Origin of the sequence: Actinosynnema sp. CA-299493, assembly GCF_050946825.1 — a bacterium.
Lineage (GTDB): Bacteria > Actinomycetota > Actinomycetes > Mycobacteriales > Pseudonocardiaceae > Actinosynnema.
Map to the genome: position 1 here is coordinate 7,216,186 of NZ_CP191993.1, position 19,882 is coordinate 7,236,067.

A 19,882-nucleotide genomic window follows, 5' to 3' on the forward strand; every position below is an offset into this window, starting at 1 on the left:
GGTCACCATTCGACCACGTCCGCTCCGAGCACGTCGCCGCCCCACACCCCGGCCAGCACCGCGGCCTGGTCCTTGATCGCGCGCCGCGCCGGTCCCTTGACCTTCGACCAGCCCGTGACCTGGAACGTCACCGTCCGGCCGCGGAACCCGTGCCGCCACGCGCCCGCGACCCGACCGTGCAGGACGAGCGCGCCGGGGCTGCCGACTGGCCGCCACACCCGCTTGGCGACGTCCGGGTCGGCGACCAGGTGACGCGGGCCGAGCAGGTACGGGTCACGCGCGAACAGCAGCAGGCCGGCGGGCGGGTCGGGCGCTTCCGGCACGTCCTCGTGCACCAGCAGCCGCTTGCCGTCGACGCGCACGGTGCGCAGGTCGGGCCACGTGTCCTGGGGTCCCGCGCCGAGCCACTTCTCCGCGTCGGCCTTGGCGAACGGTCCGACGAGCCGCGCGTAGTCGCGCAGCAGGGTCGGCTCGCCGGGGTCCTCGACGTCGGGTCTCGCGGTCGGGCGGCGGAAGACGAGCTTCGCGCCCAGGTGCTCCAGTTCGACGCCCGCGAGGAGCGTGGCGAGGCGGAACACGTTCTCGATGACGTGGTGGGCGTCGCAGCCCGGGCAGTGCGGGGTGACGGCGTCGGGCAGCAGCGGGCTGATCGCGGCGGACAGCTCGCCCTTGGTGGCCGTGTCGCCGGGGAACTCGCGGTGCAGGAGGTCGACGACGAGGTCGAGGTGCGCCAGGTCGGGCGTCGGGTGCGCGCCGCACCAGGCCGCCAGCTGCCGCGGGGTGCGCGGCCGGAGCTGGCGGCGCAGCGCGGGCAGGTCGTCGCGGCGGTGCAGGTGCGGCGCGCCGCGCAGGCTCAGCACCCGCGCCAGGTCCCCGGCGTTCAGGTCCCCGGCGTTCAGGTTCCCGGCGTTCACGGTGTCCTCGCGGCGGCCTCTCACGCCCAACGCCGCCGCGCCCGTCTTCGGCGGGCTGTCCAGCACGCCCAGCGGCAGCACCGCGTCGGGGTCGTCGCCGTGCAGACCTTGCACCGCAGCGCGGCGCGCGAGGACCTGTGCCCCGGTCAGGTCCACTCAGGTCCCTTGCGCCGGCCCCGTCGGGCGGAGCACGGCGTCGACCACCTGCTCCGGCGTGAGGGCGTCGGTGGTCACCTCGATCGTGGCGACCTCCCGGTACAGCGGCAGGCGGGCGTCCAGCAGCGTCTTGAAGGTCGCGCGGGGGTTCACGCCCGCCAGCAGCGGCCGGGCGCTGGACATGCCGGTGCGCCGCACGCCCTCAGCCATGCCGACGTTCAGGAAGACCACGGCGTGCCCGGCGAGCCGGCCCCGGGTGGTCGCGGACAGCACCGCGCCGCCGCCGAGCGCCAGCACGCCGTCGTGGGTCTTCAGGCCTTCGACGACGGCTTCTTCCTCCATCGCGCGGAACGCGGGCTCGCCGTCGTCGGTGAAGATGTCGGAGATCGGTTTGCCGGCGGTGGCGACGATGTCGTCGTCGGTGTCGCGGAAGGCGACGCCGAGGCGTTCGGCGAGCAGCAGGCCGACCGTCGTCTTGCCGGCTCCGGGTGGGCCGAGGACGACGAACCGGGGGCTCACAGACCCTCCCAGCGGGCTTCCAACGTCTCCAGGTAGGAGGCGACGTTGCGCTTGGTCTCGGCGATCGAGTCGCCGCCGAACTTCTCCAGCGCCGTCTCGGCCAGCACCAGCGCCACCACGGACTCCAGCACCACGCCCGCGCGCGGCACCGCGCACACGTCCGAGCGCTGGTGGATCGCCACCGCGGGCTCTCCGGTTCGGACGTCCACAGTGGACAGCGCGCGGGGCACCGTCGAGATCGGCTTCATGGCGACGCGGACGCGCAGCGGCTCGCCGTTGGTGATGCCGCCCTCCAGGCCGCCCGCCCGGTTGGAGCGCCGGGTGACGCCCTTCGGTCCCGGGCCGCGGTCGATCTCGTCGTGCGCCTCGCTGCCCCAGCGCTCGGCGGTGGTGAAGCCGTCGCCGATCTCCACGCCCTTCATCGCCTGCACGCCCATGAGCGCGCCGGCCAGCCGCGCGTCGAGGCGGCGGTCCCAGTGGACGTGCGAGCCGAGGCCCGGCGGCAGGCCGTAGACGATGACCTCGATCACGCCGCCGACCGTGTCACCCGCCTCCTTCACCGCCTCGACCTCGGCCACCATCGCCTCGGTGCCGCGGGCGTCGAAGGCCCGGACCGGGCTCTCGTCGACGGCGGCCAGGTCGTCCGGGCCGGGCACGGGCGCGTCGGCGGGCGTCTTGGCCTTGCCGATGGAGACGACGTGGCTGATCACGTCCGCGTCGAAGACCTGCTTGAGGAAGTGGCGGGCGACGGTGCCGAGCGCGGTGCGGGCGGCGGTCTCCCGGGCGCTGGCGCGTTCCAGCACGGGGCGGGCCTCGTCGAAGCCGAACTTCTGCATGCCGGGCAGGTCGGCGTGGCCGGGGCGGGGCCTGGTCAGCGCCTCGTTGCGGCCGGTCGGCTTGAGCTCGGACGGGTCGACCGGGTCGGCGGACATCACCTTCTGCCACTTGGGCCACTCGGTGTTCCCGATCCGGACCGCGACCGGGCCGCCCTGCGTGAGCCCGTGGCGGACACCGCCGAGGATCTCGACCTCGTCGGCCTCGAAGCCCATGCGCGGGCTCCGGCCGAAGCCGAGCCGACGGCGCTCCAGTTGAGCGGTCAGGTCGGCAGTGGTGACCTCGACCCCGGCGACCATGCCTTCCAGCACGGCGACGAGGGCCGGTCCATGGGACTCCCCAGCGGTGATCCAGCGCAGCACGCCGCGAATCCTTTCACAGTGTGAACACCGGCCGAACGCCCAGGTCGTGCCCGTCGGCCCGGCCCGCCACGTGGACGACTCAGCTGGGGCGGTGGCGGGGGTCGGGGTGATCGGAGCCGCCTTCAGCCTCCTGACACCGACACGAGCCACGTCGTCGCCAGGAGGCCGGGTCCGTGCGGGATGCCGTCGTTCGGCCATCTCAGGCTCAACGCGAGGGTGAGCGCGCTCGCCAGCAATGCGCCGAGCGGTAGGGCGAGCCACGACACCGAGGCCAGCACCGCGCCGAGCGAGCCCGCCAGCTTCACGTCTCCCCCGCCCATCGACGACGGCGACAGCACGCGCACCAGCAGGTGGAAGCCCCCGAAGAGCAGGCAACCCGCCAACGCGCGCCACAGGTCTGCCCCGCACAGCCACAGCGCGACGCCGATCGCCGGGTACGCGGGCAGCGTCAACGCGTCCGGCAGGCGGCGGTGGCGCAGGTCGGTCGCGGTCAGCAGCACGCCGAGCCACGCCAGCAGCAGCGGCACCGGCAGCCAGTGCGGAGGAGCCAACGCCCAGGCCACGAACCACAGCACCGCCGTCGGCGCGGCGCACCACAGCCAGCACACGTCCGCACCGCGCGGGAGGCGGCGGAGCAACCCGGCGCCCACCGCGCCGGCCAGGAATCCCGAGATGACCACGGGGCCAGCGTCGTCCCGGAAACGCCCGGGGCGCAACGAGAAGTGCGGGTGAATGGTCCATTCACCCGCACTCGTCCCGTCAGCCGAGTCCCGTCAGCTGAGCCCCGTCAGCAGAGCCCTGCCAGCCGGCGACCCGTCAGCCCAAGACCCGGCTCAGCGCTGCCACGAGAACAACGCGTCACCCGCCGCCACCGGACCGCCGGCCTGGTCCAGCACCGCCTCCGGCGCCGCGTCCAGCGCGATCACCGGGCAGATCGGCGAGAACCCCGCCGCCTCCACCTCCGCCGGGTCCCACGTCACCACGGCCTGCCCCGCGCGCACCGCCTCGCCCTTGACCACGTGCAGCGTGAAGCCCTCGCCCTTGCGCTTCACGGTGTCGATCCCGAGGTGCACCAACACCGCCGCGCCCTCCGAGGTGGCCACGACGAACGCGTGCGGGTGCAGCGTCACCACGGTCCCGTCCACGGGGGACACCACGTCCGCCCGCTCGCGCACCGGCTCGACCGCCACCCCCGGACCCACCATGGCCTGGGCGAACACCGGGTCCGGCACCTCGGTCAACGGCACGACGCGCCCGCCGACCGGGCTGGTCACGCGCAGCGTCACAGCAGGTCCTCGATGTCGCTGGCGATCGTGTCGGCCTCGGGCCCCACGATCACCTGCACGACGTTGCCGGCACGCATCACGCCGTGCGCGCCCAGGCCCTTCAAAGCCTTCTCGTCCACCAGGGAGCCGTCTTCCAACTCACAGCGCAGGCGCGTGATGCACGGCTCGATCTCCACGATGTTGTCCGCGCCGCCGAGCGCGGCGAGGATCCCCGCCGCCTTGTCGTCCGCCACTTCGAAGTCCTCTCTCGACACCTGCCCTGAGGGTGCCACCGCTCGGGCACGGTCCCGTAACGGCGGTTGACACCCGGTTGGCGCGCGGAGCATCCTCCCCGCACCAACTGGTCTAGACCGGAAAGTACCAATCCCGGGATGGACGTGCGAGCACCGGGGAGGTGTCATGCGCCGCGACGAGATCGTCGACGGGCCCAGGCCCAAGCACGCCCAACTGCGCGACATCCTGCGGCGCCTGGCCGAGCAGGAACTCCCGCCCGGCTCGCTCATCCCGTCCGAGCGCGACCTCGCCGAGCAGTACGGTGTGTCCCGCATCACAGTACGCGCCGCCGTGGGCCACCTCGTCACCGAAGGCCTGCTGACCAGGGCGAAGGGCCGGGGCACGTTCACCGCTCGGCGGCGCATGGACGTCCAGCTGTACCTGGAGTCGTTCACAGACGACATGCGCCGGCGCGGCCTGACGCCCACGACCGAGGTGCTGGCCTGCGCCGAGGAGGCGCCGCCACCCGAGGCGGCCACCGCGCTCGGCCTGCTGCCGCACGAACCGGCGTGCCGGCTCGTGCGCCTGCGCCGGGCGGACGGCGTGCCACTGGCCGTCGAACGGGGCTGGTACAGCCCTCGGGTCGTGCCGGACCTCGACCGGCACGACCTCACCACCTCGCTCTACACCCTCATCGCCGACGCGTACGGCGTCCAGCTCGACCACGCCGGCCAGACCGTGTGGGCCGAGGGCGCCGACCCCGACACCGCGAAGCTGCTGGACGTCCGTCCCGGCAGCTCGCTGCTCGTCTTCCGCCGGGTCTCGAGCTCACGAGGCAGACCCGTCGAGGACATGACGTCCTGGTACCGGGGCGATCTCTACCAGGTGACCATGCAATTGGACCGGACCGTCCCGGAATCCGGCCCGCACCACTCCGCCAAGGGAGGTACCCCATGAGCGCCAGCGCCCCACAGGCGACCGGCGGTCGTGAGATCAAGGGTCTGGCCGGGCTGCAGCGATTCGGCCGCAGCCTCATGCTGCCGATCGCCGCGCTGCCCGTAGCCGCGCTCCTGCTACGACTCGGCCAGGACGACATCCTCGGCAAGGAGGGGCTGGGCTGGAACGCCGTGGCCGGCGTCATCGGCGGAGCGGGCAACGCCCTGTTCGCCAACCTGCCGCTGCTGTTCGCCGTCGGTGTCGCCATCGGCTTCGCCAGGCGCGGTGACGGTTCCACCGCGCTGGCCGCCGTGGTCGGCTTCGTGGTGACCGAGGCCGTGTTCAAGGCGATGTCGCCGCTCGTGCTGCCGCTGCCGGCGGACGCGGCGGCGGACGCCAAGCAGGAGCTGATCAACTACTCGGTGCTGACCGGCATCGTGGTCGGGCTGATCACCGCGGTGCTGTGGCAGAAGTACCACCGCATCAAGCTGCCCGCCTACCTGGCCTTCTTCGGCGGCCGGCGGTTCGTGCCGATCCTGGTCGCGGGCGTGATGATCCCGGTCGCCGTGGTCATGGGCCTGATCTACCCGTGGTTCGACGCGGGCCTGACCTCGGTCGGCGAGGCGATCTCCGGCAGCACGATCATCGGCGCGGGCATCTACGGCACCATCAACCGCCTGCTGCTCCCGCTGGGCCTGCACCACATCCCGAACACGTTCATGTGGCAGGTCTTCGGCGAGTACGAGGGCAAGACCGGCGACATCCAGCGGTTCTTCGCGGGCGACCCGTCCGCGGGCACGTTCATGACCGGCTTCTTCCCGATCTTCATGTTCGCGCTCCCGGCGGCGGCGCTGGCCATCGTGCACACCGCGCGGCCGACGCAGAAGAAGGTCATCGCGGGCATCATGGGCTCGGCGGCGCTGACCTCGTTCATCACGGGTGTGACCGAGCCGCTCGAGTTCGCGTTCATGTTCGTGGCGTGGCCGCTGTACGTGATCCACGCGGTGCTCACCGGCACGTCGCTGGCCATCAGCAACGCGCTGGACATCCACAGCGGGTTCGGGTTCTCCGCGGGCGCGATCGACTACGCCCTCAACTTCAACATCTCGACCAAGCCCCTGCTGATCCTGGTGCTGGGCGTGATCTACGCGGCCATCTACTACTTCCTGTTCCGCTTCGTCATCACCAAGTGGAACCTGAGGACGCCGGGTCGCAGCGAGGACGAGGACCCGGAAGCCGACCCGAGCATCGTCGACGACGGCGACAGGGGCGGCCGGACCGGGAAGCGCGACAAGGAAGGCCGGTCGGACGCGACGGCGTCCTGACGGCGGACGAGAAGGAACGAGAGGACGGGTCATGCCTGAGCGACGGGTCACCGTGGCGAGCAAGGTCGGACTGCACGCGCGCCCTGCCGCACTGCTGGCGAAGGCGGCGGCCGGGCAGCCGGTGAAGGTCACCATCCGCAAGGACGACGGCCAACCGGTCGAGGCGGCGAGCGTGCTGGGTCTGATGACGCTCGGCGCGATGCACGGCGACGAGGTCGTCCTGGCCGCGGACGGCGAAGGCGCGGACGCCGCGCTGGAGGCGATCGCGGAGATCATCGCCACCGACCTCGACGCGGGCTGATCCCCTCAGCACGACGCCCGGGCCCTGCTCGCACCCTCGCGCGAGCAGGGCCCGGGCGCGTTCTGAGCGTTGAACTCGGGTGTTCCGAACGTAGGACACGGGTGTTCCGAACGTAGGACACGCGTGTTCTGAACGTAGGACTCGCGGGTTAGAGGGGGAGCGGGAGGAGGTTGGCGGTGGCGGCGCGGAGTGCGGCGCGCATCGCCTCGCGCGGGGCGGGCAGGCCGGTGAACTGCTCCGACTGGCCGAAGGCCTGGTGCAGGAGCATGTCCAGGCCGGTGGCGAGGGTGCGGCCCCGCTTCTCCACGGCGTGGGCCAGCGGGGTCGGCCAGGGGTGGTAGATGACGTCCAGGACGCACGGCGCCCCGGCCAGCGCGCCGGCGATCGGCTCGGTCGCGTCCGGCGGCACGGTGCTGATCAGGACGTCCGAGGCCGACGCCAGGTCGGCGAAGTCCGCGGCGTCCCAGGTGACGACGTCCAGCGCCAGACCGAGGCGGGACGCGCACGACTCCGCCTCCGCCGCCCGGCTCACCGAGCGGACCACCAGCGTGACCGCGCGGACGCCGACGGACGCCAGCGCCACCAGGGCCGCGGTCGCCGTGCCGCCCGCGCCCAGCAGCACCGCGCGCGAGCCGGACGTGAAGCCGCACGAAGCGCGCAGAGCGCCGAGGACGCCGTCCACGTCGGTGTTGTCCGCGCGCCACCCGCCGTCGACCGGCACCAGGGTGTTCGCGGCGCCGACCCGCACGGCCCGGGACGTCGCCGAGGTCGCCACCGCCAGTGCCGCCCGCTTGTTCGGCATGGTCACCGACAGGCCCGCCCACGCCGGGTCCAGGCCCGCCACCAGGGACGGCACCTCGTCCGCCACGCACTCGACGCGCGTGTACCCCCAGCCGGTCAGGCCCAGCGCCGCGAACGCGGCGTTGTGCAGCACCGGCGACAACGAGTGGGCGACCGGCGAGCCGATGACCGCCGCGCGTCGAGCCTCGACCACGCTCAGAAGACGCCCCTCTCGCGAGCGTCGTCCGACACGGCCAGGTGCTCCTCGTAGGTGTTCGTGAAGCACGTCGTGCCGTCCTTCTCGCACTTCACGAAGTACATCCACGGTCCGTTCTCGGGCGTGATCGCGGCCGTGACCGCCTCGCGGCCGGGCGAGCCGATCGGGGTCGGCGGCAGCCCTTGCCGCTGGTAGGTGTTGTACGGCCCGGACGCCTCGCGGTCCTCGTCGCTGGTGGTGATGATCGGCCGGTCCAGCTTGTAGTTGACCGTGGAGTCCAGCTCCAGCTTCTGCGGCGCCGCCAGCCGGCTGAAGATGACCCGCGAGATCTTGCCGAAGTCCTTGGTCAGGCCTTCCTTCTCGATCAGGGAGGCGATGACCAGCACCTCGTAGGGCCGGAAGCCGGTCTTGCCGGTGCCGCTGGGGATGCCGTAACCCTGCAACCGGCTCAGCGACGTGGCGATCACGCTCTTGAGCAGCTCGACCGCGTCCGCGCCCGGCTTGAGGTGGTACAGGCCCGGCACGATGAGGCCTTCGAGCCGGTTCGCCCTCGGCGCGGCGGCGACGTCGGGCAGCGCCCACTCGGGGATGCCGAGCGCGACCGGGTCGGCGTTGTCCGCCGCGTCGCGCAGCTGCTCCGGGGTCACGCACTGCTTGGCGCCGTCCAGCTCCACGCACGAGGCGTCGGACAGCAGCGACAGGACGCCCTTGGTGATCTTGCCGTCGGGCGCGGTGATGTCGTGCAGCACGAAGCCGCCCTTGACCTCCAGCGGCACGACCTTCGCCGCCGGGTCCACCATCCGGGTCACCGCGGCCGCGCCGGACATCTTGGTCTTCATCAGGTAGAAGCCGGGCTGGATGGCGGTGACCCGCGAGTCGCTCGCGCCCGCCTCGGTGAACGCGCGCGCGCTGGCCACCACGCCCTGCTCCTTGAGCGTGGTGGCGATGGTGGTCACGAGGTCGCCGTCCTTGACCTCGACCACCACGTCCGCCTCGCCCGCGCCCGCGAAGTCGTCGTACGAGCCGATGCCGCTCAACGTGCGGTACCCGTAGTACGCGCCGACGCCGCCGCCGGTCAGCACCAGGGCCACGACGACCCACAGGATCGTCCTCTTGCGCCTGCGCTTGGCCCGGCGGGCCGCGGCCTCGCTCCTGCCGCGTGCGACCCGCTCGTCGTGGCGGGTCTCTGGATCGGTGAACAACCCGAGGTCGTCGTTCACGAGCCGTCCTTAGCTCCGGGGGCCCGCTCCGCTTCGGATCGAGCCACTTGTCGCGCCCGTGCGTCCAGCCAGGACTGCAGGATCTCGACAGCGGCAGCCTGGTCGACGACGGCACGTTGCTTCTTGCCGCGCACCCCGCGCTCGGCGAGCACCCGGCTCGCCGTGACGGTGGTCAGCCGCTCATCGGTGAGCCGCACCGGAACCGGTGCGACGCGCTCGGCCAACGCCGCAGCGTACGCCGACGCCGCCTCCGCCGCCGGCCCGTGCCTGCCCGCCAAGGTGCGCGGCAGGCCGACCACGACCTCCACCACGTCGTGCTCGGTGACGAGCCCGGCCAGGTCGCCCAGGTCCCGGCCGGTCTTCGCGTCACGCGCCAGGGTGACCAGCGGCGTCGCCAGGAACGCGCCCGGATCGCTCAGCGCCACCCCGACGCGCACCGCGCCGACGTCGACGCCCAGCCTCCGACCGAGGCCGGGGTCGTCGACGCCGGGGCGGTCAGCGCTGCTCAAGGGCGCGGTCCACCTCGGTCCGCAGGGCGGCGACGGCCTCGTCGACACCGCCCGGGTTCGTGCCGCCGCCCTGGGCGAGGTCCGGCTTGCCGCCGCCGCGGCCACCCACGGCCGGGGCGAAGGCGGGCACCAGCTTGCCGGCGGCCAGGCCCAGGTCGCGGGCGGCGGACGTGGTGGCGACCACGAAGCTGACCTTGTCGCCGTCCGGGGCGAACAGGCCGACCACGCCCGGCTTGTCGCCGAGCCGGTTGCGCACCTCGCCGGCGATGGTCCGCACGTCGGCGCCCGACGTGCCCTCCGGCAGCCGCAGGGCCACCAGGGACACGCCGCGCACGTCCAGCGCCTGCTCGGCCAGGGAGCCGGCGTCGGCCACGAGCTGGGCGGCCCTGACCTTCGCCAACTCCTTCTCGGCCACCCGCAGCCGCTCCACCAGGGCCTCGACCCGGGCGGGCACCTCGGCGTCGGGCACCTTCAGCAGGGCGGCGACGTTCTGCACCAGGGCCCGCTCCTGGGCCAGGTACTTGAAGGCCTCGATGCCGACGTAGGCCTCCAAGCGGCGCACGCCGGAGCCGACGGACGACTCGCCGATCACCGTGATGGGGCCGATCTGGGACGAGTGCTCGACGTGCGTGCCACCGCACAGCTCGCGCGACCACGGCCCGCCGATCTCGACCACGCGCACGGTCTCGTCGTAGGTCTCGCCGAACAGGGCCACCGCGCCCATCTCCTGGGCGCCACCCATGTCGGTGTAGACGACCTGCACCGGGAGGTCCTTGCGGACGGCCAGGTTGGAGACCTCTTCGATCTCGCTGCGGGCCTGTTCGGACAGGCCGCCGGTCCAGGCGAAGTCCAGCCGCAGGTAGCCCGGCTTGTTGTACGAGCCGCTCTGCAGGGCCGACGGGCCGAGCACCTGCCGCAGGGCGGCGTGCACGACGTGCGTGCCCGAGTGGCCCTGGCGGGCGCCCACGCGCCACTCCGGGTCGACCCTGGCCTCGACGTGCTCGCCCTCGGCGATCTCGCCGCTGACCACGCGCACCTGGTGCACCCACAGCTTGCGGGCCACCTTCTGGACGTCCACGACCTCCAGCTCGGCGTCGGCGGTGACGATCGTGCCGGCGTCGCTCTCCTGGCCGCCGGACTCGGCGTACAGCGGGGTGCGGTCGAGCACGACCTCCACGATGTCGCCCGCGCGAGCGGAGCGGACCCGCTTGCCGCCGCTGACGATGCCGCGCAGGGTGGCCTCGCTGGCCAGCTCGGTGTAGCCGGTGAACTCGGTGGCGCCGAGCTCCAGCAGCTCCCGGTACACGGTCTGGTCGCCGTGGCCGGTCTTCTTGCCGGCGGCGTCGGCCTTGGCGCGGGCGCGCTGCTCGGCCATCAGCTTGCGGAACCCGTCCTCGTCCACGCTCAGGCCGGCCTCGGCGGCCATCTCCAGGGTGAGGTCGAACGGGAAGCCGTAGGTGTCGTGCAGCTGGAACGCCTGGTCACCGGGCAGCGTGGCGCGGCCGTCGGCCTTGACCTGCCCGGCGGCCGTCTCGAAGATCCGCGACCCGGCGTCGAGCGTGCGCAGGAACGTGTCCTCCTCGGCCTTGAGCACCTGCTGGATGCGGGCGAAGCCGGAGACCAGCTCGGGGTAGGACGGGCCCATGGCGTCGCGCACGACCTCGGCGAACCGCACCAGCACCGGCTCGGTGACGCCCAGCAGGCGGGCCGAGCGGACGATGCGGCGCAGCAGGCGGCGCAGCACGTAGCCGCGGGCCTCGTTGCCGGGCGTGACGCCGTCGCCGACCAGCAGCACGCCGCTGCGGGCGTGGTCGGCGATGACGCGGAAGCGCACGTCGTCGGTGGCGTCGGCGCCGTACCTGCGGCCGGAGAGCTGCTCGGCCTTGGTGATGACGGTGCGGACGAGGTCGGTCTCGTAGACGTTCTCGACGTCCTGGAGCAGCATGGCGACGCGCTCGACGCCCATGCCGGTGTCGATGTTCTTGTCCGGCAGCTCGCCGAGGATCGGGTAGTCCCGCTTGGCGCCGCCCTCGCCGCGGACGTTCTGCATGAAGACCAGGTTCCAGATCTCCAGGTACCGGTCCTCGTCGACGACCGGGCCGCCCTCCTCGCCGAAGGCGGGGCCGCGGTCGTAGTAGATCTCCGAGCACGGGCCGCACGGGCCGGGCACGCCCATCGACCAGTAGTTGTCCTCGATGTCGCGGCGCTGGATGCGCTCGGGCGGCAGCCCGGCGACCTTCTGCCACAGGTCGGCGGCCTCGTCGTCGTCCAGGTAGACGGTCACCCAGATGCGCTCGGGGTCCAAGCCGTAGCCGCCGTCGGCCTGCGGCCTGGTGACCAGGTCCCAGGCCAGCCGGATGGCGTCTTCCTTGAAGTAGTCGCCGAAGGAGAAGTTGCCGGCCATCTGGAAGAACGTGTTGTGCCGGGTGGTCTTGCCGACCTCGTCGATGTCCGGCGTGCGCACGCACTTCTGGATGCTCGTCATCCGCGGGGCGGGCGGCGGGGCCTCGCCGAGGAAGTACGGCTTGAACGGCACCATGCCGGCGTTGACGAACAGCAGGTTCGGGTCGTCGAGCAGGAGCGAGGCGCTGGGCACGTACTTGTGGCCGGCGTTCTCGAAGTGCTCGCGGAAGCGCTTGATGATCTCGTGGGTCTGCACGGTGACGTCCTTCGGGAGTGTGGAAGCCCACGTCGGCCTGGCCGACGGTCGGGCGAGGGCGCGGTGAGGCGGACGAACGACCTACTCGGCGTCGTCCGCCCCGCGCGCTCGCCGACCCGGCGTGAAGCCCGTCCGACGTTCCACGGTGTCCTGCAACTCCTGTTCGCGCTCCGACATCCCGGCGCGCACCTCGGCGCCGAACGAGCCGAGGGCGCCCGCCAGCTCGCGCAGGCCCTGGCCGACGTTCTCGCCGATGCCCGCGGGCGTGGCGGCGTGCGCGGCCTGGTTCGCCTTGCGGGTGGCGAAGACGCCGGCGGCGATGCCGAGCCCGAACCAGAACAGCCGCCTCATCGCCTGCCCCTGCGTCGAGTGTGCTTGCTGGAGATCTCCTTGGTCGCGCGCCGGGCGCGGATGGCCTTGCTCACCCCGTAGGACAGCGCGGCGGCCTTGACCAGCGGCCCGCCCAGCGTGGCGGTGAACAGCGAGGTGAGCGCGGAGACGTTGCCGGTGACCGCGCGGGCGTTGGCGGTGATCCCGTCCACCCGCTCCAACTGCGTGTTCACGTGCGTGATCGTCGTGTTGGCGCCGGTGAAGAGCGGGTCGCTGTTCAGGTGCGCCTTGCGGATGGCGATCGTGGCCTCGTCCAGCGTCCGGCCCAGCTTGATCAACGGGATCGCCAGCAGGAGCACAAGCAGCACGAACGCGCCGGCGGCGACCAGCGCGGCGATCTGCCCTGGCGACACGGATCCTCCTGGTGGATTGCACGGCTCAAGGTGGTGGCCAAGGTTACCGCGACCGCGCCGGGGCCTCCGAACGAGATCGGGGCACGGCTGTGCCACCTGGTGGGACGCCTCCCCAAGACCCCCCATTTGGCGTCGATTCGATCGTGGTCGCGGCGGCTAGCGTGGTGACGCGAGTGATCGTCACAGCACGGATGGTGACCGAGGGCTTGACACGCACCACGCCGAGTAGATGAGGTAAGCCTAGCCTTAGTCGATCGTCGGAGGTGTCGTGTTCGCCGTCAGCCCCTCCGGAGGACCGATCCCGCCGGGCCGACCGGCCGACGTGCTGGCCAGGGCCCGCCGGGTGCTCGGCGAGGTGCCCGAGCACGGCATCGGCGCGGACGCCGCGCTGGCCCGCGTCACGACCGTGCTGACCGAGGGCGGTGTCGACCTGACGAGCCCGTTCGCCGCCGCCCACCTCCAGCCGCCGCCGCTGGCCGTCGCCGTCACGGCGGACGCGCTGGCCGGCGCGGGCAACGCCTCGCTGGACACCTACGACTCCGGCCCCGCCGCCCTCGCCGTGGAGCGGTGGGTGGTGGCGGCGCTCGCCCGGCTGGCCGGGTTCGACGCCGACGCCGACGGCGTGTTCACCCCCGGCGGCACGCTGTCGAACCTGACCGCGCTGCTGCTGGCCAGGGACGCGGCGGCGGCCCGGCTCGGCCTGGACGTGCGGGCCGACGGGGTGGGCGCGCTGCCCGACCCGGTGGTGCTCTGCTCGGAGCTCGCCCACTTCTCGGTGGCGCGGGCGTGCGCGGCGCTCGGCCTCGGCGAGCGCGCGGTGCGCACGGTGTCGGTGGACTCGCACCGGCGGATGCGGCCGGACGCGCTGGCGGCGGTGCTGCGCGCGGGCGGCACGCCGGTGGCCGTCGTGGCGACCGCGGGCACCACGGACTTCGGCTCGGTCGACCCGCTGCCGGAGGTGGCGGAGATCGCCCGCGAGCACGGCGCGTGGCTGCACGTGGACGCCGCCTACGGCTTCGGCGCGTTGTTCTCGGCGAAGCTGGCCGGGCTGGTGGACGGGCTGGCGCTGGCCGACTCGGTGACCGCGGACCTGCACAAGATCGGCTGGCAGCCGGCCGCGGCGAGCGTGCTGCTGGTGCGCTCGGCGTCGTTGTTCGGGCCGCTGGAGCGCTCGGTGGCCTACCTGAACCCGGAGGACGACCGGGCCGAGGGCTACGACGGCGCGCTGGGCCGGTCGTTGCAGACCACGCGCCGGCCGGACGCGGTGAAGGTGGCCGCGACGCTGCTCGCGCTGGGCCGCGCCGGGCTGGGCGCGCTGGTGGACCGGTGCCACGAGCTGGCCGGGCACGCCGCCGCGCTGATCTCCGCCGACCCGTCGTTCGAGCTGGTCGGCGGCGCGACGCTGACCACGGTGGTGTTCCGCTACCGGCCCGCCGACGAGTCGCTGGCCGACGAGGTGAACGCGCGGCTGCGCCGGGCGTTGCTGCGGGCGGGCGCGGCGCTGATCGGCCGCACCGAGGTGGACAAGGCGACGTGCCTGAAGCTGACCCTGCTCAACCCGAACGCCCGGGAGGCGGACCTGGTCGCGCTGCTGGCACTGGTCCGCGATGCGGGTTCCGCCGCCGAACGACTCGTGGAAGGAGCCGCATGACACGCGATCCGCTGGAAGGAGACCCCCGGTCGACCGCGGAGCACGCGCACTTGGAGGCGTTGTTGCGCTGTTGGGTGCGGGAGCGGGACGTGCCGGTGACGGACCTGGTGCGGATCGAGGTGCTGGGGCTCCCGCTGGAAGCCGAGGTGCGGTACGCGTCGCCGACCGGGCGGCACCGGTTCGGCACCGTGACGTTGGCCGGCAGACCCGCCGACCCCGTGGTGGCGGCGGCGCTGGTGGGCGCGGAGCTCGGCGGTGACGCGGCCGACCTGGTCGAGCGCACCGCCGAGTCGGTGCGCCGGGTCGCCGGGTACGTCGCCTACCGGCGCCGTGCGCCCGTCGGACCGGCGGACCGGTTCCTGGACAGCGAGCAGCGGTTGATGCTCGGGCACCTGCACCACCCCGCGCCCAAGAGCCGCGACGGCCTGTCCGCCGCCGACGACGCCCGGTACGCGCCGGAGCTGCGCGGCTCGTTCCCGCTGTTCTGGTTCTCGGCCGCGCGGGAGGTCGTGTCGCACGGCTCGGTGTCCGGTCCGGACGCGGTGACGCTGATGTCGACGCTGGCCGGGCGCGCCCCCGAACCCGGCCGGGTGCTGGTGCCCGCGCACCCGTGGCAGGCGCACGACCTGCTGGGCAGGCCGCGGATCGCGTCGCTGGTCTCGCGCGGGCTGCTGGAGCCGCTCGGCGAGTTCGGGCCCGCCTGGTCGCCGACCTCCAGCCTGCGCACGGTGTACCGGACCGGCGCGCCGGTGATGCTGAAGCTGTCGCTCGGCCTGCGGATCACGAACTCGCGGCGCGAGTCGACGTCGACCGAGCTGCGCCGGGGCTCGGAGGTGCACCTGCTGCTGGAGTCCGGCTACGCGGCCGGCACGGAGAAGGCGCACCCGGAGTTCAGCGTCGTGCGTGACCCGGCCTGGCTCGCGGTGGACGAGGGCGGCGACGTCACCGGGCTCGACGTGGCCGTGCGCGACGTGCCGGCGGACATCGGCGACTCGCGGTGCCTGGCCGGCATGGTCGCGCCGCGGCCGGGCATCGGGCGTTCCCTGCTGGGCGAGCTGGTGCTGCGGCTGGACGCGGCCCGCTGGGTCGCCGACTACACCGACCGCGTGCTGGTGCCGATGCTGCGGCTGTACGCGGAGACCGGCATCGGGCTGGAGGCGCACCAGCAGAACACGCTGGTGCGGCTGGACCCGGCGGGCCGGGTGGTCGGCGGGCGCTACCGGGACAACCAGGGCTACTACCTGGCGTCCTCGCACCTGCCGAGGGTGCTGGAGCGGCTGGGGGCCGAGGAGTCGACGCTGGCCGTGGTGGACGACGCGGTCGTGGACGACCGGCTCACCTACTACCTGCTGCGCAACCAGGCGCTGGCGGTGATCGGCTGCATCGGGGTGGAGGGGCTGGCCGACGAGCGCGACCTGCTCGGCGTGCTGGCGGCCCGGCTGGAGGCGGCGCTGCCCTCGCTGGCCGAGGCGGGCCCGGACGGCGACCGGCTGGCCCGGCGGTGGCTGGAGGCGGACGAGCTGCCGTGCAAGGCGAACCTGCTGACCAGGCTGGAGGGCATCGACGAGGTGCTCGCGCCGCTGGACGCGCAGTCGGTGTACTTCGACGCGCCCAACCCGTTGCGGGAGGGCAGGTGCGCCCGGTGAGCCACCTGGACGCCTACCGGCGGACCGACGACCTGTCGGCCGTGCCCGCTCCCCCGCTGCCGGTGCTCGCCGGCGACTGGCGGGCCCGGGTGGTCGACCCGGACACCCGCGACCTCGACCTGGTGCACCGCTGGATGCAGTCGCCGCACGTGGTCGCGTTCTGGCACCAGGCGTGGCCGCGCGAGCAGTGGGACGAGGAGCTGCGGCGGCAGCTGTCCGGGCGGCACTCGTTGCCGGTGCTGGTGAGCCGGGGCGAGGACCCGGTGATCTACCTGGAGGTGTACCGGGCGGCGCGGGACGTGGTGGCGGAGGTCTACCAGGCCCGGCCGCACGACCTCGGGCTGCACGTCGCCGTCGGCGAGCTGTCGATGACCGACCAGGGGCTGGTGCGCCGGCTGCTGCCGGAGGTGACGGCGGCGCTGTTCGACGCCGACCCGCGGTGCACGCGGGTGCTGCTGGAGCCGGACGTGCGCAACCGGCGGGCGATCGCGTCGTTCACCGCGAGCGGGTTCGCGCCGGTCGGCGAGGTGCTGCTGCCGGACAAGGTCGCCCTGCTGATGGTGCGCACGCGATGAGCCCCGGTGGCGCGGTCACCGACGTGGTGGCGATCGGGTGCGGGCCGTTCAACCTCGGGCTGGCCGCGCTGGCGTCCACCGTGGACGACCTGGACGTGGTGGTGCTGGAGGCGCGCCCGGAGCTGCGCTGGCACAGCGGGGTGATGTTCCCCGACGCGGTGCTCCAGGTGAGCTTCCTGGCCGACCTGGTGACGTTGGTCGACCCGACGCACCCGCTGTCGTTCCTGGCCTACCTGCGCGACGCGGACCGGCTGTACCCGTTCTACGTGCGGGAGAGGTTCCACCCGACCCGGCGCGAGTACGAGGACTACCTGAGGTGGGCGGCGGCGCGGCTGCCGGTGCGGTTCTCGCACGAGGTGACGTCGGCGCGGTGGGAGGACGGCCGGTTCGTGGTGTCGGGGCCGGGGTTCTCGGTGCAAGCGCGGCACCTGGTGCTCGGGGTCGGCACCACGCCGTCCGTGCCGCCCGCGTTGGCCGGGCTGGGTGACCGGCTGGTGCACAGCTCGGACTACCTGCACCGGTCGTCGTCCGCCGACCGGGTGACCGTGGTGGGGTCGGGGCAGTCGGGCGCGGAGATCGTGCTGGACCTGTTGCGCCGCAACCTGGCCGGCGGTCCGGCGGTGACGTGGCTGACCCGCACGCCGGTGTTCGCGCCGCTGGACTACACCAAGCTGGTGCTGGAGATGACCACGCCGGCGTACGTGCGGCACTTCCACTCGTTGCCGCAGGACCGGCGGGACGCGCTGCGCGCCGAGCACTGGCGGCACTACCGGGCGATCTCGGCGGAGACGCTGGAGGAGCTGCACGACCTGCTGTACCGGCGGGAGTGGGAGCGCGGGCTCGCGCCGGTCGAGCTGCGGCCCGGTGTGGCGGTGGTGTCGTCGTCGGTCTCCGGTGCCGAGGTCGTGCTGGAGTGCGCGCACCGGGACACCGGGCGGACGTTCCGGCACCGCACGGACCTCGTCGTGGCCGCCACCGGGTACGCGCAGGCGCCGACGCCGTTCCTGGAGCCGTTGGAGCCGCACGTGCGCCGGGACGCCCGGGGCCGGTACGTCGTGGCGCTGGACCACTCGATCGAGCTGGACCCGTCCGTGACCGGCCGGGTGTTCGTGGCGAACGCCGACCTGCACAGCCACGGCGTGGCCGCGCCCGACCTCGGCATCGGGGCGGTGCGCAACGCGACCATCGTCAACGCGGTGACCGGCCGCGAGGTCTACCCGCTGCCGGGGCACACCGCCTACACCAGCTTCACCGCACCTGGAGACGATGGTGACTGACCTGTGGCGCGAGTGCTCGGCGGCGTTGCTGGCGAAGGCGATCGGCGAGCTGTGCTTCGAAGGGCTGCTGACCCCGACCGGTGGCCGCGAGCTGCGGTTCGAGGACGCGGTCTACACGTTCTCGGCGACGCGGACGGCGTTCGGCGGGTGGGTCGTGGAGCCGGGGTCGGTGCGCCGGGCGGCGTCCGGGATCCTCGGCGACGACGTGGTGGAGCCGTGCGACGACGTGCAGCTGTTCGTGGTGGACGCGTTCCGGCACCTGCGGGTCGACCCGGCCACGACCGCCGGTTTCCTGGCCGAGGTGACCGCGACCCTGGCCGCCGACGTGGCGCTGGCGTCGACCGCGCGGCCGGTGGCGGAGCTGGCTTCGCTGCCGCGGGCGGAGCTGGACGGGCACCTGACCGGGCACCCGTGGCTGATCGCGAACAAGGGGCGGGTCGGGTTCTCCGCGGACGACCTGGCGCGGTACAGCCCCGAGGCACGCACACCCGTGCGGCTGCCGTGGCTGGCCGTGCACCGGGGGCTCGCCGAGTTCCGCGGCACGTCGTCGCTGTCGGAGTCGTCGGTGCGGGCGCACGAGCTCGACCCGGTGACGGTCGAGCGGTTCACCGAGTCGTTGCGGGAGGCGGGGGTCGACCCGGCGGCGTACGTGTGGCTGCCCGCGCACCCGTGGCAGCTCGACCACGTCGTGCGGACGTTGTGGGCGCCGGAGCTGGCCACCGGCGCGATCGTGGAGCTGGGCGAGGCGCCGGACTGGCACCTGCCGACCCAGGCCGTCCGGACCATGTCCAACGTGGACTCGCCCGAGCGGTACCAGGTCAAGCTGCCGCTGCGGGTGCTGAACACGTCGGTGTACCGGGGCATCCCGCCGCACTGCACGCTCGCCGCGCCGGTCGTCACGCAGTGGCTCTCGGGGCTGTGGGCGACCGACAAGCTGATCGGCGAGTGGGGCACGGAGCTGCTGGGCGAGGTGGCCTCGGTGACCGTCCGGCACCCGCGGCTGTCACGCGCGGGCGCCGTGCCGTACCAGTGGCTGGAGACGATGGGGTGCATCTGGCGCGAGCCGGTGGCGTTGCGGCCCGGTGAGCGCTCGTGGTCGCTGGCGGCCCTGCTGCACGTGGACCGCGCCGGTCGGCCCCTGGTGCTGGAGTACATCGGTGACACCGACCCGGCGGTGTGGTTCGCCGCGCTGCTGCGCGCGTTGTTCCGGCCGCTGCTGCACGTGCTCTACACGTACGGGATCACGTTCAACCCGCACGGCGAGAACGTCGTCGTGATCACGGATGCCGATGGCGTGCCGGTGCGGGTGGCGCTGCTCGACCTGGTGGACGACGTGAACGTGTCGGTGGAGCGGGTGCCCGCGCGTGGCCTGGAACCGGACGCGCACGACCCCGTGCTGCCGCGCAAACCGTGGCCGATCCTGCGCCAGTACATCGTGGACGCCCTGCTGATCGGCGTCTTCCGCCCGCTGTCCACCCTGCTTCCCCTGCCGGCAGACCGCTTCTGGGGCCTGGTCCGAGGCGAGGTCGACGCCTACCGCACCCGCTTCCCGGACCTGGCGACCCGGATGGACGAAGGCTCCCTGACCACCCCGACCTTCCTCCGCTACCCCCTCAACAGCTACCGGATCACCCTGGGCTACCAAGACCTGACCGCCCGCCCCCCGGTCCCGCGGACGGACACCCTGCCCAATCCCCTGCACGCCGCACCGTCGATCCCGCCGGTGGACGGTTGGTGAGCGTCATGCCGGCACGCCAAG

Annotated in this window: 20 protein-coding genes; 8 read left to right on the forward strand and 12 right to left on the reverse strand. The window is 73.2% G+C overall.

Features of this window, described 5'->3' with window-relative positions; all coding sequences use genetic code 11:
• Positions 1-2: 2 nt before the first annotated feature.
• The 6 genes from ACQPYE_RS30270 to ACQPYE_RS30295 form a co-directional block, all read right to left on the reverse strand.
• The gene (locus tag ACQPYE_RS30270) at positions 3-1,070 is read right to left on the reverse strand and encodes a DNA glycosylase AlkZ-like family protein (RefSeq protein ID WP_498716261.1); all 1,068 of its coding nucleotides are present in this window, start codon (positions 1,068-1,070) and stop codon (positions 3-5) included.
• Positions 1,071-1,589 (reverse strand): shikimate kinase, encoded by a 519-nt coding sequence (locus tag ACQPYE_RS30275; protein WP_498716262.1) that lies wholly within the window; start codon positions 1,587-1,589, stop codon positions 1,071-1,073.
• A complete protein-coding gene (gene aroC, locus ACQPYE_RS30280; protein ID WP_498716264.1) occupies positions 1,586-2,785 on the reverse strand; it encodes a chorismate synthase in 1,200 nt (399 codons plus the stop codon). Before aroC ends, ACQPYE_RS30275 begins: the two co-directional genes overlap by 4 nt.
• 122 nt (positions 2,786-2,907) lie before the next feature.
• On the reverse strand, positions 2,908-3,465 hold the full coding sequence (locus ACQPYE_RS30285) for a prepilin peptidase (RefSeq protein WP_498716265.1): 558 nt from the start codon (positions 3,463-3,465) through the stop codon (positions 2,908-2,910).
• A gap of 153 nt (positions 3,466-3,618) precedes the next feature.
• Complete coding sequence (locus ACQPYE_RS30290; RefSeq protein ID WP_498716266.1) at positions 3,619-4,071, reverse strand: PTS sugar transporter subunit IIA; 453 nt, start codon at positions 4,069-4,071, stop codon at positions 3,619-3,621.
• Positions 4,068-4,304: a PTS sugar transporter subunit IIB gene (locus ACQPYE_RS30295; protein WP_498716267.1), complete on the reverse strand. Its 237-nt coding sequence runs from the start codon at positions 4,302-4,304 to the stop codon at positions 4,068-4,070. Before ACQPYE_RS30295 ends, ACQPYE_RS30290 begins: the two co-directional genes overlap by 4 nt.
• 166 nt (positions 4,305-4,470) lie before the next feature.
• On the opposite strand from ACQPYE_RS30295, the gene ACQPYE_RS30300 reads away from it, so the two are divergent.
• Genes ACQPYE_RS30300 through ACQPYE_RS30310 form a run of 3 tightly spaced genes read left to right on the forward strand, consistent with a single transcriptional unit; the run spans position 4,471 to position 6,846 of the window.
• On the forward strand, positions 4,471-5,241 hold the full coding sequence (locus ACQPYE_RS30300) for a GntR family transcriptional regulator (protein WP_498716268.1): 771 nt from the start codon (positions 4,471-4,473) through the stop codon (positions 5,239-5,241).
• Positions 5,238-6,545 (forward strand): PTS transporter subunit EIIC, encoded by a 1,308-nt coding sequence (locus ACQPYE_RS30305; RefSeq protein WP_498716270.1) that lies wholly within the window; start codon positions 5,238-5,240, stop codon positions 6,543-6,545. Before ACQPYE_RS30300 ends, ACQPYE_RS30305 begins: the two co-directional genes overlap by 4 nt.
• Before the next feature lie 31 nt (positions 6,546-6,576).
• Entirely contained in the window at positions 6,577-6,846 is a 270-nt protein-coding gene (locus ACQPYE_RS30310; protein WP_498716272.1) for an HPr family phosphocarrier protein, read from the forward strand.
• Between the two features lie 148 nt (positions 6,847-6,994).
• On the opposite strand, the gene ACQPYE_RS30315 is transcribed toward ACQPYE_RS30310, so the two are convergent.
• The 6 genes from ACQPYE_RS30315 to ACQPYE_RS30340 all read right to left on the reverse strand — a co-directional run bounded on the left by ACQPYE_RS30315 (position 6,995) and on the right by ACQPYE_RS30340 (position 12,974).
• Positions 6,995-7,846, reverse strand: coding sequence for a shikimate dehydrogenase (locus tag ACQPYE_RS30315; protein ID WP_498723014.1), 852 nt, complete (start codon positions 7,844-7,846; stop codon positions 6,995-6,997).
• Positions 7,843-9,063: an endolytic transglycosylase MltG gene (mltG, locus tag ACQPYE_RS30320; RefSeq protein ID WP_498716273.1), complete on the reverse strand. Its 1,221-nt coding sequence runs from the start codon at positions 9,061-9,063 to the stop codon at positions 7,843-7,845. Before mltG ends, ACQPYE_RS30315 begins: the two co-directional genes overlap by 4 nt.
• The gene (ruvX, locus tag ACQPYE_RS30325) at positions 9,060-9,572 is read right to left on the reverse strand and encodes a Holliday junction resolvase RuvX (RefSeq protein WP_498716275.1); all 513 of its coding nucleotides are present in this window, start codon (positions 9,570-9,572) and stop codon (positions 9,060-9,062) included. The genes mltG and ruvX overlap by 4 nt, the downstream gene beginning before the upstream one ends.
• Positions 9,559-12,231, reverse strand: a complete 2,673-nt coding sequence (alaS, locus tag ACQPYE_RS30330; protein WP_498716277.1) for an alanine--tRNA ligase — start codon at positions 12,229-12,231, stop codon at positions 9,559-9,561. Before alaS ends, ruvX begins: the two co-directional genes overlap by 14 nt.
• A gap of 81 nt (positions 12,232-12,312) precedes the next feature.
• The gene (locus tag ACQPYE_RS30335; protein ID WP_498716279.1) at positions 12,313-12,582 is read right to left on the reverse strand and encodes a hypothetical protein; all 270 of its coding nucleotides are present in this window, start codon (positions 12,580-12,582) and stop codon (positions 12,313-12,315) included.
• A complete protein-coding gene (locus tag ACQPYE_RS30340) occupies positions 12,579-12,974 on the reverse strand; it encodes a DUF948 domain-containing protein (protein ID WP_498716280.1) in 396 nt (131 codons plus the stop codon). The genes ACQPYE_RS30335 and ACQPYE_RS30340 overlap by 4 nt, the downstream gene beginning before the upstream one ends.
• A 268-nt stretch (positions 12,975-13,242) precedes the next feature.
• Here ACQPYE_RS30340 and ACQPYE_RS30345 point away from each other — a divergent pair, with 268 nt between their 5' ends.
• Genes ACQPYE_RS30345 through ACQPYE_RS30365 form a run of 5 tightly spaced genes read left to right on the forward strand, consistent with a single transcriptional unit; the run spans position 13,243 to position 19,861 of the window.
• The gene (locus tag ACQPYE_RS30345) at positions 13,243-14,625 is read left to right on the forward strand and encodes a pyridoxal phosphate-dependent decarboxylase family protein (protein ID WP_498716282.1); all 1,383 of its coding nucleotides are present in this window, start codon (positions 13,243-13,245) and stop codon (positions 14,623-14,625) included.
• A complete protein-coding gene (locus ACQPYE_RS30350; protein ID WP_498716284.1) occupies positions 14,622-16,271 on the forward strand; it encodes an IucA/IucC family protein in 1,650 nt (549 codons plus the stop codon). The genes ACQPYE_RS30345 and ACQPYE_RS30350 overlap by 4 nt, the downstream gene beginning before the upstream one ends.
• Complete coding sequence (locus tag ACQPYE_RS30355) at positions 16,268-16,846, forward strand: GNAT family N-acetyltransferase (protein WP_498716286.1); 579 nt, start codon at positions 16,268-16,270, stop codon at positions 16,844-16,846. The genes ACQPYE_RS30350 and ACQPYE_RS30355 overlap by 4 nt, the downstream gene beginning before the upstream one ends.
• Positions 16,843-18,123: a lysine N(6)-hydroxylase/L-ornithine N(5)-oxygenase family protein gene (locus tag ACQPYE_RS30360; RefSeq protein ID WP_498716287.1), complete on the forward strand. Its 1,281-nt coding sequence runs from the start codon at positions 16,843-16,845 to the stop codon at positions 18,121-18,123. The genes ACQPYE_RS30355 and ACQPYE_RS30360 overlap by 4 nt, the downstream gene beginning before the upstream one ends.
• The gene (locus ACQPYE_RS30365) at positions 18,113-19,861 is read left to right on the forward strand and encodes an IucA/IucC family protein (RefSeq protein WP_498716288.1); all 1,749 of its coding nucleotides are present in this window, start codon (positions 18,113-18,115) and stop codon (positions 19,859-19,861) included. The genes ACQPYE_RS30360 and ACQPYE_RS30365 overlap by 11 nt, the downstream gene beginning before the upstream one ends.
• The last annotated feature ends 21 nt before the right edge of the window (positions 19,862-19,882 follow it).

What these genes read in the sequence shown, in the direction of transcription:
- ACQPYE_RS30300 (WP_498716268.1), top strand. Translation starts at nt 4,471, where the DNA reads ATGCGCCGCGACGAGATCGTCGACGGGCCCAGGCCCAAGCACGCCCAA.
- ACQPYE_RS30305 (WP_498716270.1), top strand. Translation starts at nt 5,238, where the DNA reads ATGAGCGCCAGCGCCCCACAGGCGACCGGCGGTCGTGAGATCAAGGGT.
- ACQPYE_RS30310 (WP_498716272.1), top strand. Translation starts at nt 6,577, where the DNA reads ATGCCTGAGCGACGGGTCACCGTGGCGAGCAAGGTCGGACTGCACGCG.
- ACQPYE_RS30335 (WP_498716279.1), bottom strand. Translation starts at nt 12,582, where the DNA reads ATGAGGCGGCTGTTCTGGTTCGGGCTCGGCATCGCCGCCGGCGTCTTC.
- ACQPYE_RS30350 (WP_498716284.1), top strand. Translation starts at nt 14,622, where the DNA reads ATGACACGCGATCCGCTGGAAGGAGACCCCCGGTCGACCGCGGAGCAC.
- ACQPYE_RS30360 (WP_498716287.1), top strand. Translation starts at nt 16,843, where the DNA reads ATGAGCCCCGGTGGCGCGGTCACCGACGTGGTGGCGATCGGGTGCGGG.
- ACQPYE_RS30365 (WP_498716288.1), top strand. Translation starts at nt 18,113, where the DNA reads ATGGTGACTGACCTGTGGCGCGAGTGCTCGGCGGCGTTGCTGGCGAAG.